This is a genomic window from Methylophaga sp. UBA5088 (genome assembly GCF_002414625.1).
GTDB classification, from domain to species: Bacteria; Pseudomonadota; Gammaproteobacteria; order Nitrosococcales; family Methylophagaceae; genus Methylophaga; species Methylophaga marina.
Genome location: NZ_DIAC01000017.1, coordinates 1 through 14,374, shown reverse-complemented (window position 1 = coordinate 14,374; position 14,374 = coordinate 1). Strand labels below are relative to the sequence as shown.

At 44.4% G+C, this 14,374-nt stretch carries 16 protein-coding genes and 1 tRNA gene; 16 read left to right on the top strand and 1 reads right to left on the bottom strand.

Annotation, left to right across the window (positions count from 1 at the left end; all coding sequences use genetic code 11):
• The 15 genes from glnE to queC all read left to right on the top strand — a co-directional run.
• On the top strand, positions 1–2,546 hold a 2,546-nt coding region (glnE, locus tag B4K20_RS02260), incomplete at its 5' end, for a bifunctional [glutamate--ammonia ligase]-adenylyl-L-tyrosine phosphorylase/[glutamate--ammonia-ligase] adenylyltransferase (RefSeq protein ID WP_289281736.1).
• Between the two features lie 40 nt (positions 2,547–2,586).
• The gene (locus B4K20_RS02255) at positions 2,587–3,519 is read left to right on the top strand and encodes a branched-chain amino acid transaminase (RefSeq protein ID WP_289244069.1); all 933 of its coding nucleotides are present in this window, start codon (positions 2,587–2,589) and stop codon (positions 3,517–3,519) included.
• A gap of 61 nt (positions 3,520–3,580) precedes the next feature.
• Positions 3,581–4,330, top strand: coding sequence for a YebC/PmpR family DNA-binding transcriptional regulator (locus B4K20_RS02250; RefSeq protein ID WP_286303542.1), 750 nt, complete (start codon positions 3,581–3,583; stop codon positions 4,328–4,330).
• An 11-nt stretch (positions 4,331–4,341) separates the two neighbouring features.
• Positions 4,342–4,878 carry a crossover junction endodeoxyribonuclease RuvC gene (ruvC, locus tag B4K20_RS02245; protein ID WP_289244068.1) on the top strand — a complete coding sequence of 179 codons (537 nt, stop codon included), beginning with the start codon at positions 4,342–4,344 and terminating at the stop codon, positions 4,876–4,878.
• Positions 4,875–5,471 carry a Holliday junction branch migration protein RuvA gene (gene ruvA, locus B4K20_RS02240; RefSeq protein WP_289244067.1) on the top strand — a complete coding sequence of 199 codons (597 nt, stop codon included), beginning with the start codon at positions 4,875–4,877 and terminating at the stop codon, positions 5,469–5,471. The genes ruvC and ruvA overlap by 4 nt, the downstream gene beginning before the upstream one ends.
• Before the next feature lies 1 nt (position 5,472).
• The gene (ruvB, locus tag B4K20_RS02235; RefSeq protein ID WP_289244066.1) at positions 5,473–6,486 is read left to right on the top strand and encodes a Holliday junction branch migration DNA helicase RuvB; all 1,014 of its coding nucleotides are present in this window, start codon (positions 5,473–5,475) and stop codon (positions 6,484–6,486) included.
• A 4-nt stretch (positions 6,487–6,490) separates the two neighbouring features.
• Positions 6,491–6,895: a tol-pal system-associated acyl-CoA thioesterase gene (ybgC, locus tag B4K20_RS02230; protein WP_286306099.1), complete on the top strand. Its 405-nt coding sequence runs from the start codon at positions 6,491–6,493 to the stop codon at positions 6,893–6,895.
• The gene (gene tolQ, locus B4K20_RS02225) at positions 6,885–7,553 is read left to right on the top strand and encodes a protein TolQ (protein WP_289244064.1); all 669 of its coding nucleotides are present in this window, start codon (positions 6,885–6,887) and stop codon (positions 7,551–7,553) included. The genes ybgC and tolQ overlap by 11 nt, the downstream gene beginning before the upstream one ends.
• Positions 7,554–7,568: 15 nt before the next feature.
• The gene (gene tolR / locus B4K20_RS02220; protein WP_289281735.1) at positions 7,569–8,021 is read left to right on the top strand and encodes a protein TolR; all 453 of its coding nucleotides are present in this window, start codon (positions 7,569–7,571) and stop codon (positions 8,019–8,021) included.
• 4 nt (positions 8,022–8,025) lie between these two features.
• Positions 8,026–9,096, top strand: a complete 1,071-nt coding sequence (gene tolA / locus B4K20_RS02215) for a cell envelope integrity protein TolA (RefSeq protein WP_289281734.1) — start codon at positions 8,026–8,028, stop codon at positions 9,094–9,096.
• Between the two features lie 12 nt (positions 9,097–9,108).
• Positions 9,109–10,407 (top strand): Tol-Pal system beta propeller repeat protein TolB, encoded by a 1,299-nt coding sequence (gene tolB, locus B4K20_RS02210; RefSeq protein WP_289281733.1) that lies wholly within the window; start codon positions 9,109–9,111, stop codon positions 10,405–10,407.
• Between the two features lie 20 nt (positions 10,408–10,427).
• On the top strand, positions 10,428–10,994 hold the full coding sequence (gene pal, locus B4K20_RS02205; RefSeq protein WP_289281732.1) for a peptidoglycan-associated lipoprotein Pal: 567 nt from the start codon (positions 10,428–10,430) through the stop codon (positions 10,992–10,994).
• Between the two features lie 3 nt (positions 10,995–10,997).
• Positions 10,998–11,798, top strand: coding sequence for a tol-pal system protein YbgF (ybgF, locus tag B4K20_RS02200; RefSeq protein ID WP_289244059.1), 801 nt, complete (start codon positions 10,998–11,000; stop codon positions 11,796–11,798).
• Positions 11,799–11,820: 22 nt separating this feature from the next.
• Complete coding sequence (gene queE, locus B4K20_RS02195) at positions 11,821–12,462, top strand: 7-carboxy-7-deazaguanine synthase QueE (RefSeq protein ID WP_289281731.1); 642 nt, start codon at positions 11,821–11,823, stop codon at positions 12,460–12,462.
• The gene (queC, locus tag B4K20_RS02190) at positions 12,459–13,130 is read left to right on the top strand and encodes a 7-cyano-7-deazaguanine synthase QueC (protein ID WP_286303551.1); all 672 of its coding nucleotides are present in this window, start codon (positions 12,459–12,461) and stop codon (positions 13,128–13,130) included. The genes queE and queC overlap by 4 nt, the downstream gene beginning before the upstream one ends.
• Here the strand turns inward: queC and B4K20_RS02185 are convergent.
• Positions 13,127–13,411 carry a hypothetical protein gene (locus B4K20_RS02185; protein WP_286303552.1) on the bottom strand — a complete coding sequence of 95 codons (285 nt, stop codon included), beginning with the start codon at positions 13,409–13,411 and terminating at the stop codon, positions 13,127–13,129. The two genes, queC and B4K20_RS02185, sit on opposite strands and share 4 nt — an antisense overlap.
• Before the next feature lie 83 nt (positions 13,412–13,494).
• On the opposite strand from B4K20_RS02185, the gene B4K20_RS02180 reads away from it, so the two are divergent.
• Positions 13,495–13,570 (top strand) — tRNA-Lys (locus B4K20_RS02180).
• Positions 13,571–14,374 lie beyond the last annotated feature (804 nt).

The window sequence follows — 14,374 nt, the reverse complement described above, 5'->3', positions numbered from 1 at the left end:
GGATGATGGTACGTATTATCTGGCGGGATTTAGCTAATTGGTCTGATTTAGCCGAAACCATGGCTGATCTGTCCGCCATGGCCGATGTCTGTATTCAGCAGACCTTAAGCCTTCTCTATGACTGGCAGGTCGAGATAAATGGCATCCCTTGTGACGATGATGGTCGTGAGCAGAAGATGATTGTTTTAGGCATGGGGAAACTGGGTGCAGGCGAATTAAACCTGTCATCGGATATTGATCTTATCTTCACATACCCAGAGGAAGGGGAAACCGAAGGGGGCAGGAAGCCGTTAAGCAATAGCGAGTTCTTCGTTAGGCTTGGACGCAAATTGATTCAGGCCCTGGATAACCAGACCGTTGATGGTTTTGTGTTTCGGGTCGATATGCGCTTACGTCCCTTTGGTGAGAGTGGCGCTTTGGTCTCCAGCTTTGATGCAATGGAAGAGTATTACCAGACCCAGGGAAGAGAGTGGGAACGCTACGCGATGATTAAAGCGCGTGCTATTACCGGCAATGAAGCGGATAAAAAAGCGTTGTCAGATATGCTGCGCCCGTTTGTATATCGACGTTATCTCGATTACGGCATGTTTGATTCATTGCGTGAAATGAAATCCATGATTGCCGGACAGATGCACCACAGAGGGATGGATGACAATATCAAGCTGGGCACCGGCGGTATCCGAGAAATCGAGTTTATAGGGCAGGTTTTTCAGTTGATCTATGGTGGACGAGATCGCCCCATGCAGCAAAGACCGATTCTAACGATTCTTGACCTGTTGGCTGATAGAAACCTGTTATCAGTCTATGCGGTCAATCAGTTAAAACAAGCCTATGCGTTTCTTCGTAGAACAGAGCACCGCATTCAGGCTTGGGCCGATCAGCAGACCCATATTTTGCCAAGCGATGAGCCTTCAAGATTAAGGTTGGCACTCAGTATGGGCTTCGAAGACTGGTCATCGTTTTATGCCACTCTTAGAGACTACAGGCAGCAAGTACAGGAGCATTTTGATCAATTGCTGACGGCGCCTCAAGCCAGTGATGAAGGTGCTGGGATAAAAATTTCTTTCCTTAATGCTCAACCGGAAGAGAAATTAACCTTTATTCAACAATGTGGGTATGACAATCCTGAACAGATACTCGCGGTTGTTGATAAATTACTCGATCTGCATATTTGTCGTAACTTGAGCCAGACAGGCCAGCAACGGCTCGAGAAGCTATTACCGTTGTTATTACAAGCCACTGGAAATGTCGATAACGCTGATGATTGTCTACCCCGCTTAATGCCTCTGATGGAGTCCATCATGCGTCGAAGTGCTTATATGGCGCTGCTGGTAGAAAATCCGATGGCCTTGTCACAACTGGTCAAGCTCTGTTCTGCTAGTCCATTAATAAGTACACAGCTAGCGAAATACCCTGTGCTATTAGATGAGCTCCTCGATCCTCGTTCCCTTTATGAAGTACCTGAGAGAGAAGAGTTAAAAAAACAGCTGTTACAGTTTTTATCCTCGGTTGATGCGGATGACTTAGAGCAGTTGATGAATCGTTTGCGAGAGTTCCGACAAATTGCCACGCTTCATGTAGCGGCAGCCGATGTCACTGAGGTACTGCCGTTAATGCGAGTGGGGGATCAATTAACGGAATTGGCGGAAATACTACTTGAACAGGTATGGCGAATAGCCTGGGAACATTTAGTGGTCAAGCATGGGTATCCACCCATTACAGATAATAACGACCCTAAGCAGTGCGGTTTGACTATTCTGGCTTACGGTAAGTTAGGTGGGCTTGAATTAGGTTATGGCTCGGATCTGGATCTGGTCTTCATCTTTGATGATGCACAGGAAGGCATGACGGATGGCGAGCGTCCCGTAGATGTGATGGTATTTTATACTCGCCTTGCTCAACGCATGATTCATCTGTTGAATACAGTCACTCCCGGTGGTTTGCTTTATGAAGTCGATATGCGTTTGCGGCCTAGTGGCGCATCGGGTTTATTGGTTAGTCCATTTTCTGGTTTTGTTGATTATCAACAAAAAGAAGCATGGACATGGGAACATCAAGCCTTGGTACGCGCAAGAAATGTGATGGGGGATGCCGAACTTGCGCAAAAGGTCTTCGACACGCGTCAACAGGTGTTGGCCAAGTCCCGTGATCAAGAGACGCTGGCTGAGCAAGTCAGAGACATGCGTTCAAAAATGCGTCAACAGTTAGACAAGAGTGATAGCCAACTATTTGATCTAAAACAGGGTAAAGGTGGTATCACTGATATTGAATTTATGGTGCAATATGCAGTGTTGGCATGGTCAACGGACTTGCCTGAATTACTCGTTTACACCGATAATATTAGGATTTTGGAAGCGCTGGTGGCTTCCGGAAAGCTCGAACCCGCTGAGGGGGAAATGTTGGCCGACGCATATCGTTACTATCGAAATGAAGCCAACCACTGCGTATTGCAGGATAAACCCGCATTAATGTCGGTGTCTCAGTTACAAGACTTCCCGCAGCAGGTTGTGCAGATTTGGCAGCGCTGGTTAGGTGACATCGCCTAGAACCAGACTCAGATTAATCAATGAACTTGGAATAAAGCATATGGCAGTAGCAACAATGGCAGATCGTGATGGCGTTATCTGGCTCGACGGTGAATTAGTACCGTGGCGTGAGGCCAAAGTCCACGTCCTGACACATACTCTTCATTACGGCATGGGCGTATTTGAAGGGGTGCGTGCTTATAAATCTGAACAAGGCACGGCTATCTTCCGTTTGCAGGAACATACCGATCGTCTTTTCCGTAGCGCCAAAATTTTAGGTATGGGCATGCCGTTTGATAAAGAGACGATCAACGAAGCTCAACGTACTGTGGTTCGTGAAAATAATCTGGACTCTGCTTATATTAGACCGATGTGTTTTTATGGTTCGGAAGGCATGGGTATCCGTGCAGATAACCTGAACACACATGTTATGGTCGCAGCATGGCATTGGGGAGCTTACCTCGGTGAAGAAAACATGACAAAAGGTATTCGTATCAGAACGTCATCGTTCACACGTCACCACGTCAATATCACCATGTGTAAAGCCAAGGCCAACGGTAACTACATGAATTCCATGATGGCGTTGCAAGAAGCGGTCAGTTGCGGTTACGACGAAGCGCTGCTATTAGATGCTCAAGGCTTTGTGTGTGAAGGTAGTGGTGAAAACTTCTTCATGGTGCGTGATGGTGTGTTGTACACCCCTGAATTGACCTCAGCGTTAGAAGGCATCACCCGTGAAACAGTGATGACACTGGCACGCGATATCGGTCTGAAAGTTGTTGAGAAACGTATTACACGCGATGAAGTGTATATCGCTGATGAAGCCTTTTTCACTGGTACAGCGGCTGAAGTGACACCAATCAGAGAATTGGATAACCGTCCAATCGGTGAAGGCACGCGCGGTCCTATCACTGAAAAACTTCAGGCAATGTATTTTGACCAGGTTTATGGTCGTAGCGATGTGTATAAAAATTGGAATACATTAGTTCGATAATTTAGGACTATTCGCCTGAGCAGTGACGTTCAGGCTGGCAACAAAAGAGGTAAATAAGTACATGGCAGGTCATAGTAAGTGGGCAAATATTCAGCATAGAAAAGGTGCACAGGATGCCAAGCGCGGCAAACTGTTTACTAAGCTGATCCGTGAAATCACCGTCGCCGCTAAAATGGGTGGCAGTGATCCCGCAGCAAACCCACGCTTACGTGCTGCGATAGATAAAGCACTGGGCGCGAACATGACAAAAGATGTCATCGAGCGTGCAACCAAACGTGGTGCTGGTGAACTGGAAGGGGTTAATTACGAAGAAATTCGTTATGAAGGTTATGGTCCGAATGGCACAGCCATTATGGTCGATTGCATGACCGATAATCGTAATCGTACGGTTGCAGCGGTGCGTAATGTTTTCACCAAGCGTGGTGGCAATATGGGCACTGATGGTTGTGTGGCTTTCCTGTTTAATAAAAAAGGCATTATCTCGCTGGCCAGTGGTACTGATGAAGATAGCGTGATGGAAGTGGCACTTGAAGCGGGTGCTGAAGACATTGTGACTAATGATGATGGTTCTATCGATGTGTTCACGACGCCAGAAGATTATGCGGCAGTAAGAGATGCCTTAGATGCGGCTGAATTACCAGTGGAATCAGCGCAAGTAACCATGCACCCAGACACCACTGTTAGTTTAGATGTGGATGATGCTCAAAAAGCCATCAATATGATCGAAGCATTTGAAGACCTGGATGATGTGCAAGAAGTCTATTCTAATGCTGATTTTTCTGATGAGGTCATGGCTCAGCTGAATAGCTGATGTCATAAGGTATGCCGCGTATCCTGGGGATTGATCCTGGTTCAAGAAAAACCGGTTTTGGCATTATTGAAATTGATGGAAAAAAAATTAAACACGTCATCAACGGCCGTTTAATGGTCGGTGATGGCGAGTTTGCTGATAGATTAAGACAGATTTTTGAAGGTCTGACCGACCTCATCGAACGCTATCAACCGGATATGATGGCCATCGAAAAAGTGTTTTTACATAAAAATGCTGATTCTGCATTAAAGCTTGGTCAAGCCAGAGGCGCTGCTATATGTGCCGCAGTCAGTCAGCAATTGACGGTGTCAGAATATACCGCGACACAAATAAAAAAAGCCGTGGTCGGCAATGGCCACGCAAATAAAGCACAGATTCAATATATGATGTCAGTGATTTTGAGTTTGTCTGAATCACCTGAAGAGGATGCGGCCGATGCTTTGGCCTGCGCCCTTACTCATGCACATCACTCTGCTATTGGTGGTAGCCAGAGTAAATTACCAGCAGGTATGCGCACCACTCGGCGCGGAGGAAGATATAGTCGATGATTGGACGTTTGCGGGGCATTATTATAGAAAAGCAGCCACCAGAGCTTGTTCTGGATGTGCATGGCGTTGGTTATGAGTTATCTGCACCTATGTCGACATTCTTCAATTTACCTGCTGTAAATGAAGAAGTGATGCTTTTCACGCATATGGTGGTCAGAGAAGATGCTCAGCTTTTATATGCCTTTGCTACGGAACGTGAGCGTTTACTCTTTAGAAGTCTGTTGAAAGTCAATGGCGTTGGAGCCAAGCTTGCCTTAACGATTCTTTCAGGCAGTGATGTGGATGCTTTTGCTCGTAGCGTTCAGGAAGGGGACACTGCCAGCCTGACAAGACTACCTGGTGTGGGAAAAAAGACCGCAGAAAGACTCATTGTTGAAATGCGTGACCGACTCAAAGAGGTTAGTTCTGCCATGGGTATTGATACCATTGTTTCGGACATGCCAATGACAACAGCTGGGGCTAAAAGTGAAGCCGTTGAAGCACTCGTTGCATTAGGTTATAAGCCTAATGAAGCCGATAAAATGTTGCGTAGTTTTGATAGTGAAGGCATGACTACAGAACAAATTATTCGCCAGGCATTGCAGAGAAACTGACATGGAAGAACGGTTTATTTCGCCACAGAGCAATAACGATGAAGAACGTATTGATCGTGCGATACGCCCCATTACGCTTGAAGATTATATCGGTCAGCCTGTTGTGCGTGAACAAATGGATTTGTTTATTTCAGCCGCAAAACAACGAAAAGAAGCCCTCGATCACACCTTAATATTTGGTCCGCCTGGACTGGGTAAAACAACCCTAGCTAATATCATTGCCAATGAAATGGGCGTTAATTTGCGGCAAACATCGGGGCCTGTACTGGAAAGACCAGGTGATCTTGCTGCATTACTGACCAATCTTGAACCAAACGATGTGTTGTTTGTTGATGAAATTCATCGTTTAAGCCCCATCGTTGAAGAAGTGCTTTATCCGGCGATGGAAGATTATCAAATCGATATTATGATTGGTGAAGGCCCTGCCGCCCGCTCCATCAAACTCGACTTGGAGCCCTTCACTTTAGTTGGGGCGACAACACGCGCAGGTTCGCTGACATCACCGTTACGCGACCGGTTTGGGATTGTGCAGAGACTGGAGTTCTATAACATAAAGGATTTGAGTACGATTGTTGAGCGCAGTGCTGGTATTTTGAATGTGAAGTTAGATGCCAGTGGTGCCAATGAAGTAGCACGACGTTCACGAGGTACGCCGCGTATAGCAAACCGTTTACTGCGACGTGTCAGAGATTATGCTGAGGTGCGCTTTAACGGTGAGGTAACAGCAGAAATTGCCAGACAAGCGCTGGACTTACTGGATGTCGATAATTACGGTTTTGATATGTTAGACCGCAAGTTATTGCTGGCTATTATTGAAAAGTTTGAAGGTGGACCTGTTGGCCTGGATAACCTCGCTGCGGCGATTGGCGAAGAGCGTGGCACAATTGAAGATGTGTTAGAACCTTATCTGATTCAGGAAGGCTTCATCATGCGCACACCACGCGGACGAGTAGCCACAAAACGTGCTTGGCTACACTTGGGATTAAGTCCTGATCTGACGTTGGATGGCCAGTAATTTTATGCAGGAATTTGTTTGGCCAATCCGAGTTTATTATGAAGATACCGATAGTGGTGGAGTCGTGTATCATTCGCAATACTTGAACTTTATGGAACGGGCCCGGACTGAGTGGTTAAGATCCTTAGGCATTGAGCAGAGCACGCTCAGACATGAGCAAGGGCTGCTATTTGCTGTGCACTCCATGCAGATTAATTATCGGCGTCCTGCGGTATTTAATGATGCACTGCACGTGACCTCCCGATTACAAAAACGTGCTGGTGCCAGTATTGTATTTGAACAAAGTATCTATCGTGGTGAGGAACTGTTGTGCGATGCTTTGGTCAGAGTGGCGAGTCTTGACGCAGAGACATTTCGCCCAAAACCTATACCTAATTTTATTTTGACGGAGTTGCATAGTGACTGCTGATCTATCGATTATCACCCTAATAGCCGAAGCGAGTTTGATCGTTAAGCTGGTTATGCTGGTGTTAGTAATGATTTCATTTTATTCGTGGTTGATTATTTTCCGTAAACGGGGGGAATTAGCGAAAGCAAAACGCGATGCGGATAATTTTGAAGATAAGTTCTGGTCAGGTAATGAACTTAATCGACTCTATGAAGATATCTCGTCAAGACCCCATACCAGCCGAGGCATGGAAGGTATTTTTGAAGTCGGTTTTAAAGAGTTTGTCCGTTTAAAAAAATCTTCAACAGACAGTAATTATGTCCTCGAAGGGGCACAGCGCGTCATGCGAATTTCTCTAGCTAGAGAAATTGATCAGTTAGAAACCTCACTGCCATTTCTGGCAACAGCAGGTTCAACCAGTCCATATATCGGTTTGTTTGGTACAGTTTGGGGCATCATGAACTCTTTCCGTGCCCTGGGCAATGTGCAGCAAGCGACCTTATCTATGGTGGCACCCGGTATTTCAGAAGCATTGATCGCCACGGCCATGGGCCTTTTTGCGGCCATTCCGGCTGTAATCGCCTATAACCGATATTCCAATGAAGTAGAACGATTAATCAATCGTTACGATACTTTCCTGGAAGAATTTTCTTCAATTTTACAGCGTCAACATAGTTAACCCCGAGGTTAGGTCATGGCTGTACATTCAAACAGACGACTACGACGTAAGGCGATGAGCGATATCAATGTCGTTCCGTACATCGATGTCATGCTGGTGCTACTGATTATTTTTATGATCACAGCACCGATGTTAACTCAGGGAGTCCAAGTGGACTTGCCTCAAGCCGATGCGAATCCAGTTGATTCACCGGAAAATACAGAGCCTTTTGTGGTGTCTGTTGATGCTGAGGGAAATTTCTATGCGGCCGTGGGTGACAAGCAGGATGAGGCGGTAGGACCAGAAAGACTGATGGCCATAACCAGCGCTGTTTTAAGTCGCAATCCCAAAACCCCTGTGATGGTGAAAGGCGATAACGCTGCGAGTTATGGACATGTGATCTCAGCGATGGCTTTATTGCAGAAAGCTGGTGCACCCAGTGTCGGCCTGATTACACAGCAACCAGAATCAACCGAGAACGCTCAGTAATACTATGAAACACAACATCGTCGACAATCTTTTTGCTGGCGCATCATCTCTGGTGTTACATGTCGTGTTATTCGCCATGTTCATTATCGGTATGGATTTGACCTCAACGCCAAAACCATTAGCCCAGGAACCACAGAAAGAAATTGTTCAGGCAACGGTGCTTGATGAAACTCTGGTTGAAGAAGAGGTCGCACGTCTTGAAAAATTAGAACAAGAAAAGAAAAACGCAGAAAAAGAGCGCCAGCAAAAAGTGCAGGAGCAATTAGAAGAAACACAGAAAGAGTTGGCGCGTAAAGAAAGGGAATATCAGGATATGGAAGAACGTGCTCGTATTGAAGCCGAGCAACGTGCTAAAGCTGCAGAGGAAGAGAAGCAGCGTATTGCTGAGCTAGAGCAGCAACGAAAACAAGAAGAAGAGAAACGTCTAGAAGCTGAAAAACAGCGAAAGCTCGAAGAAGAACGTAAACAAAAAATTGAAGCTGAACGTAAACAGGCGGAGATTGAAAAACAGAAAGTCGAGGCGGAGAAAAAACGGCTTGAAGAGGAAAAGCAAAAAGCAGAAGCGGAAAGAAAACGATTAGAAGAAGAGAAGCAAAAAGCCGCAGAAGAGAAAAAACGCTTAGAAGAAGAGAAGCGTAAAGCTGAGGAAGCAAAACGCAAAGCTGAGGCTGAGAAAAAACGATTGGAAGAAGCAAAACGTAAAGCGGAAGAGGAAGCGAGAAGAAAAGCCGCTGAATCTGATCTCCAGCGTCAGCTAGAACAAGAACAGCAAGAACGTGAGGCTCGCCGAGTTAAAGGAGTGGTTGACCAATACAGCCTAATGATTCAACAGCGTGTTAAACGTTATTGGTTAAGACCGGCCAACGTTCAGTCAGGTTTGCAGTGTACTGTCCAAGTTTCACTGTTACCTGGTGGTGATGTTAAAAACGTGAAAATTGTGAAAAGTAGTGGTAATGCAGTATTTGATCGTTCAGCAGAGTCAGCTGTATATAAAGCAGCACCATTACCGCAGCCATCAGACCCAAAAGCTGCAGCTGCATTACGTGATTTTCAGTTTATTTTTAAACCCGAATAAAGGATGAAAGTGATGTTCACACGCTGGTTAAAAGTAGTCGCGACATTAATGCTCTTTGCAACATGGCCTGCACATGCTTTATTAACAATTGAAATTACAGGTGGTTCGGAAGCTGCACTTCCTATCGCTGTCGTCCCTTTTGGTAATGAAGGTTTTGCGCCTCCAGAGGATATTTCCAGTATTATCAGCAATGATTTAAAAAGTAGTGGTCGCTTTGCTCCACTGAAACAGAGCGAGTTGATTTCCCAGCCTCATGAAGGCCAACAGGTTAACTTTGCTGACTGGCGTTTACTTCGTTCTGAAGGCCTGCTTATCGGTAAAGTTAGCAGCCAGGATGGGGAAAACTATCAAGTTCAGTTCCAGTTATTTGATGTTTATAAATCACAGCAATTAGTTGGAAAACGATATAATGTCCCAGCTTCCGGGATGCGGACTTTAGCGCATCAAATTGCTGATATTGTTTATGAAACACTGACAGGTGAAAAAGGGGTATTTTCAACACGACTCGCCTTTGTGACAGAAATGAAGAACGCCGATGGCAGTAAGCGCTACGCCTTACAAATCTCTGATGCAGATGGTGCAAACCCAAGAACTGTATTGCAATCCAGACAGCCGATCATGTCTCCTAGCTGGGCACCGGACGATAATCGTTTAGCTTATGTGACGTTTGAAAATGCAAAGTCTGAAATTTTTGTACAAGAGCTCAGTACGGGTAAAAGACAATCTGTGGCTTCTTTTCGCGGTCTAAATAGTGCACCTGCATGGTCACCAGATGGCAAAAAATTAGCGGTGACATTATCAAAAAACGGTAATCCTGAGATTTATGTCTTAGAATTAAGTTCAGGCAAACTATCGCGAGTCACACATAACTCACAGGCAATTGATACGGAAGCAGTATGGATGCCTAATGGTCGTGAGATTTTATTTACGTCTGACCGTGGTGGAAGGCCACAAATATATAAAGTAAATGCAGATGGTGGGCGTGCTGAAAGGCTTACCTTTGAAGGCAACTATAATGCCTCTGCAGATATTTCTCCTGATGGACGCATGATGACAATGGTGCATGGCGTTAACGGCAAATTCCATATTGCTGTGCAGGATTTAGAAACAGGCGCGGTTCAGGTGTTAACTGAAACGCGAGCTGATGAGTCCCCGAGCTTTGCGCCAAACGGCCGTATGATTTTATATGCGACTGAGCAAAAAGGCAGAGGTGTATTAGCGGCAGTGTCCGTTGATGGCCGAATTAAACAACGCCTGGGAGAGTCAGGCAGTGCGGTACGTGAACCGGCATGGTCGCCTTTTAAAAAGTAAGAGTGATAGGAGTTAGTTAAATGAAAAAGTTAAAATTGTTCGCGGTACTTGTTCCGCTTTTATGGTTAGCCGCATGTAGCTCAACACCTAATAAAGGGATGAACGAAGGTGATGTCGCTGTAGAGGATTTGAGTGCTCAAACATCTGGTGTGAATGGTAACGCTGATGGCAGTGAGTACGGTTCAGAAACTCAGGTCGTCGTTGGTGAGGATGGTTATGACGGAAATGAGTTAAATGATCCTTCGAATCCATTGTCAAACCGTGTTGTTTATTTTGAGTACGACAGCGCTAACGTACGACAAGAAGATCAAGAAACACTACGTGCACATGCTGCATATCTAGCCAAACACCCGAATGTGACTGTGAGATTAGAAGGTCATACTGACGAAAGAGGTTCACGCGAATATAACTTGGCTTTGGGTGAGCGTCGAGCCTTATCAATTCGTCAAATTCTGATGTTACAAGGTGCTGATATGAGTCAGTTCCAAGTGACCAGTTTTGGTGAAGAAAGACCGGCAGTTGATGGCTCAGATGATTATGCATGGTCACAAAACCGTCGTGTAGAAATTGTTTATTTAGGTCGATAAAAAATGCAGATTAACGGCAAAAGAAAATTCATTTGTGCCGTGATTCTGGCTGCTGCTCTGCCCAATATCAGTTGGGCAGAGACAGAGCCACTCCAGCAGCGTGTAGAAAGACTGGAGAGAATCATCCAAGGCCAAGGTCTGATGAACCTGATTACACGAGTTGATCAGTTACAAAATGAGATTCAACGCCTCAATGGTGATAACGAAACATTAAGACATCAGTTAGAACAAGCTGAGAAACGTCAAAAAGAGATGTACATTGACTTAGATGAGCGTATGCAGCAGCTAGAAAATAATAGCTCTGCCAATACCGCAAACTCATCGAACAGTACTGAATTAACCGATAATTCTGTAGCAAACGCTGGTATCGATGAAGCGGCAGATCAGCCAGCTTCTGGCACAGCTCCTGTCGCTGTTGAAAATGGTGAAGCCGCCTATCAGGCTGCATTGCAAACCTTGCGTAGCGGCCAATATCAAGAAGCTATTGATGCCTTGGCTAAGTTCCCTGAACAGTACCCGGGCAGTGTCTATCTTCCCAATGCTTATTACTGGCAGGGTGAAGCAAAATATGTATTAAGACAGTTTGCTGATGCAGCAGCATTATTTCAAATTGTCATTGATGAGTACCCTTCAAGTACAAAAGTCGCCGATGCACTTTTGAAAAGAGGCTTCAGTGAACAGGAAATGGGGGATACTCAGCGAGCTCAAGCAACATTGAATCAAGTTATTGAGACCTATCCTGATAGCTCCGCTGCCAGACTTGCAAAAGCCAGATTAGATCGTATTAATCAGTCAACCAACTAAGACATTTAGCCGGTAATTATTTATGGCGCAATGTCGCATAACAGAAATTTTTTATTCTTTGCAAGGTGAGTCGCGCACAGTCGGTTTACCGACCGTATTTGTCAGATTGACCGGATGTCCTCTTCGCTGTGGTTATTGTGATACGGAATATGCATTCCACGGTGGTGAAAAGATGGATATTGATGAGATTGTCGCCCAAGTGGCTGCCTTCAATCCTCGGTATGTTTGTGTGACGGGAGGTGAACCCCTTGCGCAACCAAACTGTATACCTTTATTAACCGCTTTATGTGATCGTGGCTATGATGTGTCATTAGAAACAAGTGGTGCCATGGATATTAGTAAAGTAGATAAGCGTGTTAGTAGAGTTATGGATATCAAGACGCCGGGATCAGGTGAGGAAAGTAAGAATCGATATGAAAATATCGAGTTATTGAACAATCATGATCAGCTTAAATTTGTCGTGTGTCATCGTGATGATTATGACTGGGCAAAAGAAAAGCTAAACCAATACCAACTTTATGAGCGATGTGAAGTTTTATTTTCGCCAATTCATGGACAACTTCAGCCTGCTGAGCTCGCTGAATGGGTTGTTGCCGATAACTTACCGGTGAGAATGCAAATTCAAATGCATAAATACCTCTGGGGAGAGGAGAAAGGACGATGAAAAAAGCTGTCGTTCTTTTATCTGGTGGTCTTGATTCAGCCACAGTACTTGCAATTGCAAAACAACAAGGCTATCAGTGTTACACCATGAGCTTTGATTATGGTCAACGTCATCGCGCAGAGTTAAACGCATCTGCCATTCTTGCTGAAGCAATGAGTGCGGTAGAGCACAAAGTAATCAATATCGATCTGACAGCTATTGGTGGTTCTGCATTGACTGATAACACAATCGCTGTACCTAAACAGCACCAGGATGGTATTCCAATCACCTATGTACCAGCTAGAAATACGGTGTTTTTATCAATTGCATTAGGGTGGGCAGAGGTTTTAGAAGCTGATGCCATTTTTGTTGGTGTTAATGCGGTAGATTATTCTGGATATCCTGACTGTCGGCCTGAATATATAGCGGCCTTTGAAACGATGGCCAATTTAGCGACAAAAACAGGAATTGAAGGCAATAAATTAACTATAGAAACCCCGCTTATTGATCTGAGTAAACAGGCGATTATTGAGAAAGGTATTTCATTAGGCGTCGATTACAGTCTCACAGTCTCCTGCTATCAAGCTGATAGTGAGGGCAGAGCGTGTGGTGAATGTGATTCATGCCGCTTTCGCCATGAAGGATTTATGCAAGCAGGAATAGCTGATCCAACACGCTATCAAGCTTAATCCACACTGAGTTCTGTCTCTGTCATTAATAATGACTCGGTCTCTAAGGTTTTAAAACGCTGTAAAATTTCTTCTAGTTCGTTCGTTGCTGGCGTGTTTTTTTCACATTGTAGATAGCGTTCGATTGCACTTATCATATCGCTCATCAGTTGGTTTTTTTCATTCAAATATAATAGAGCCTGAGCGACATGGTGATAATCATGACCGGTCTCGATCATCAGTTCAGCATTGTTTAAAGCTGTTTTGAGTGTCGCCTCGTCTGGTTTGACAGTATTGAGCATAGACACCTCACAATTAATTTAAAAAAAATCCACAAAAGGGGTTGTCATTTATTTAGAAAACGGTATTATATGCCGCTTGGTTTGGGCCGTTAGCTCAGTTGGTAGAGCACCGGACTTTTAATCCGATGGTCCTGCGTTCGAGTCGCAGACGGCCCACCACAAATTCAAAAGGGTTATGCTTCATAGCATAGCCCTTTTTTATTGCCTGTCGTTTATGATTAGCATGAGCTAAATCACAAAATCAGATAATTCATCTGTGCAGAGTTTTAAATGTCAGCTGCAATAAATAATTAAACAAACCTACGATTCACTCGTTATCGTCCTATAGCAATAAGACTATTCCAAGACTAGAGTTCAAAAAGTTTAAAACAGAAGGTTGAGATCATTGAGTTCTAATGATTGCCTCTAGATCTTTTTCTCATGAGTAAAACTTTAGTAATGGTTTCATCAATGAAGATGAGCCAACTAGTCTAATTTGACTATGCATCCTTAAGAGCGTAATTGAAGGTAATAATCGTGCTCATACTAGGTAAATGTGATTTATCAGTAGTAAATCACACTAAGTGCAGCGCTTTCTTATTAAGTGTGCCGCTCAATTAGCTATAGAGTCACTGGGGAAGAGTGTTTGGTCATGGATTGCTCAAAAAAGGCATTTATATCATTACACCTTATTTATTAATTAGTTAACACTAAGATGAGAAAGAAATCATGGTGTTCAAAAGAGGGGTTATTGTGATATGACAAAAATATTACGATTTTGTGTTGCTTTCATGAAAATGCTCGCGTAATATGCGCTCCTCTTGCAGACGAGGCAGGTCGTAAAGGCCAGCCAATATCAGCAACTAACTTAAACGATGACTTAGAAAATTAAGTAAAAAATTAAGTTGACAGTCAGGCAGAGAGCTGTATAATTCTCGCTTCTTTGTTGCAGCGAACATCAGCAACAAAACGCTCTTTAACAAA

Coding starts and splice junctions, on each gene's coding strand:
- B4K20_RS02255 (WP_289244069.1), top strand. CDS start 2,587: ATGGCAGTAGCAACAATGGCAGATCGTGATGGCGTTATCTGGCTCGAC.
- B4K20_RS02250 (WP_286303542.1), top strand. CDS start 3,581: ATGGCAGGTCATAGTAAGTGGGCAAATATTCAGCATAGAAAAGGTGCA.
- ruvC (WP_289244068.1), top strand. CDS start 4,342: ATGCCGCGTATCCTGGGGATTGATCCTGGTTCAAGAAAAACCGGTTTT.
- ruvA (WP_289244067.1), top strand. CDS start 4,875: ATGATTGGACGTTTGCGGGGCATTATTATAGAAAAGCAGCCACCAGAG.
- ruvB (WP_289244066.1), top strand. CDS start 5,473: ATGGAAGAACGGTTTATTTCGCCACAGAGCAATAACGATGAAGAACGT.
- ybgC (WP_286306099.1), top strand. CDS start 6,491: ATGCAGGAATTTGTTTGGCCAATCCGAGTTTATTATGAAGATACCGAT.
- tolR (WP_289281735.1), top strand. CDS start 7,569: ATGGCTGTACATTCAAACAGACGACTACGACGTAAGGCGATGAGCGAT.
- tolA (WP_289281734.1), top strand. CDS start 8,026: ATGAAACACAACATCGTCGACAATCTTTTTGCTGGCGCATCATCTCTG.
- tolB (WP_289281733.1), top strand. CDS start 9,109: ATGTTCACACGCTGGTTAAAAGTAGTCGCGACATTAATGCTCTTTGCA.
- pal (WP_289281732.1), top strand. CDS start 10,428: ATGAAAAAGTTAAAATTGTTCGCGGTACTTGTTCCGCTTTTATGGTTA.
- ybgF (WP_289244059.1), top strand. CDS start 10,998: ATGCAGATTAACGGCAAAAGAAAATTCATTTGTGCCGTGATTCTGGCT.
- queE (WP_289281731.1), top strand. CDS start 11,821: ATGGCGCAATGTCGCATAACAGAAATTTTTTATTCTTTGCAAGGTGAG.
- queC (WP_286303551.1), top strand. CDS start 12,459: ATGAAAAAAGCTGTCGTTCTTTTATCTGGTGGTCTTGATTCAGCCACA.
- B4K20_RS02185 (WP_286303552.1), bottom strand. CDS start 13,411: ATGCTCAATACTGTCAAACCAGACGAGGCGACACTCAAAACAGCTTTA.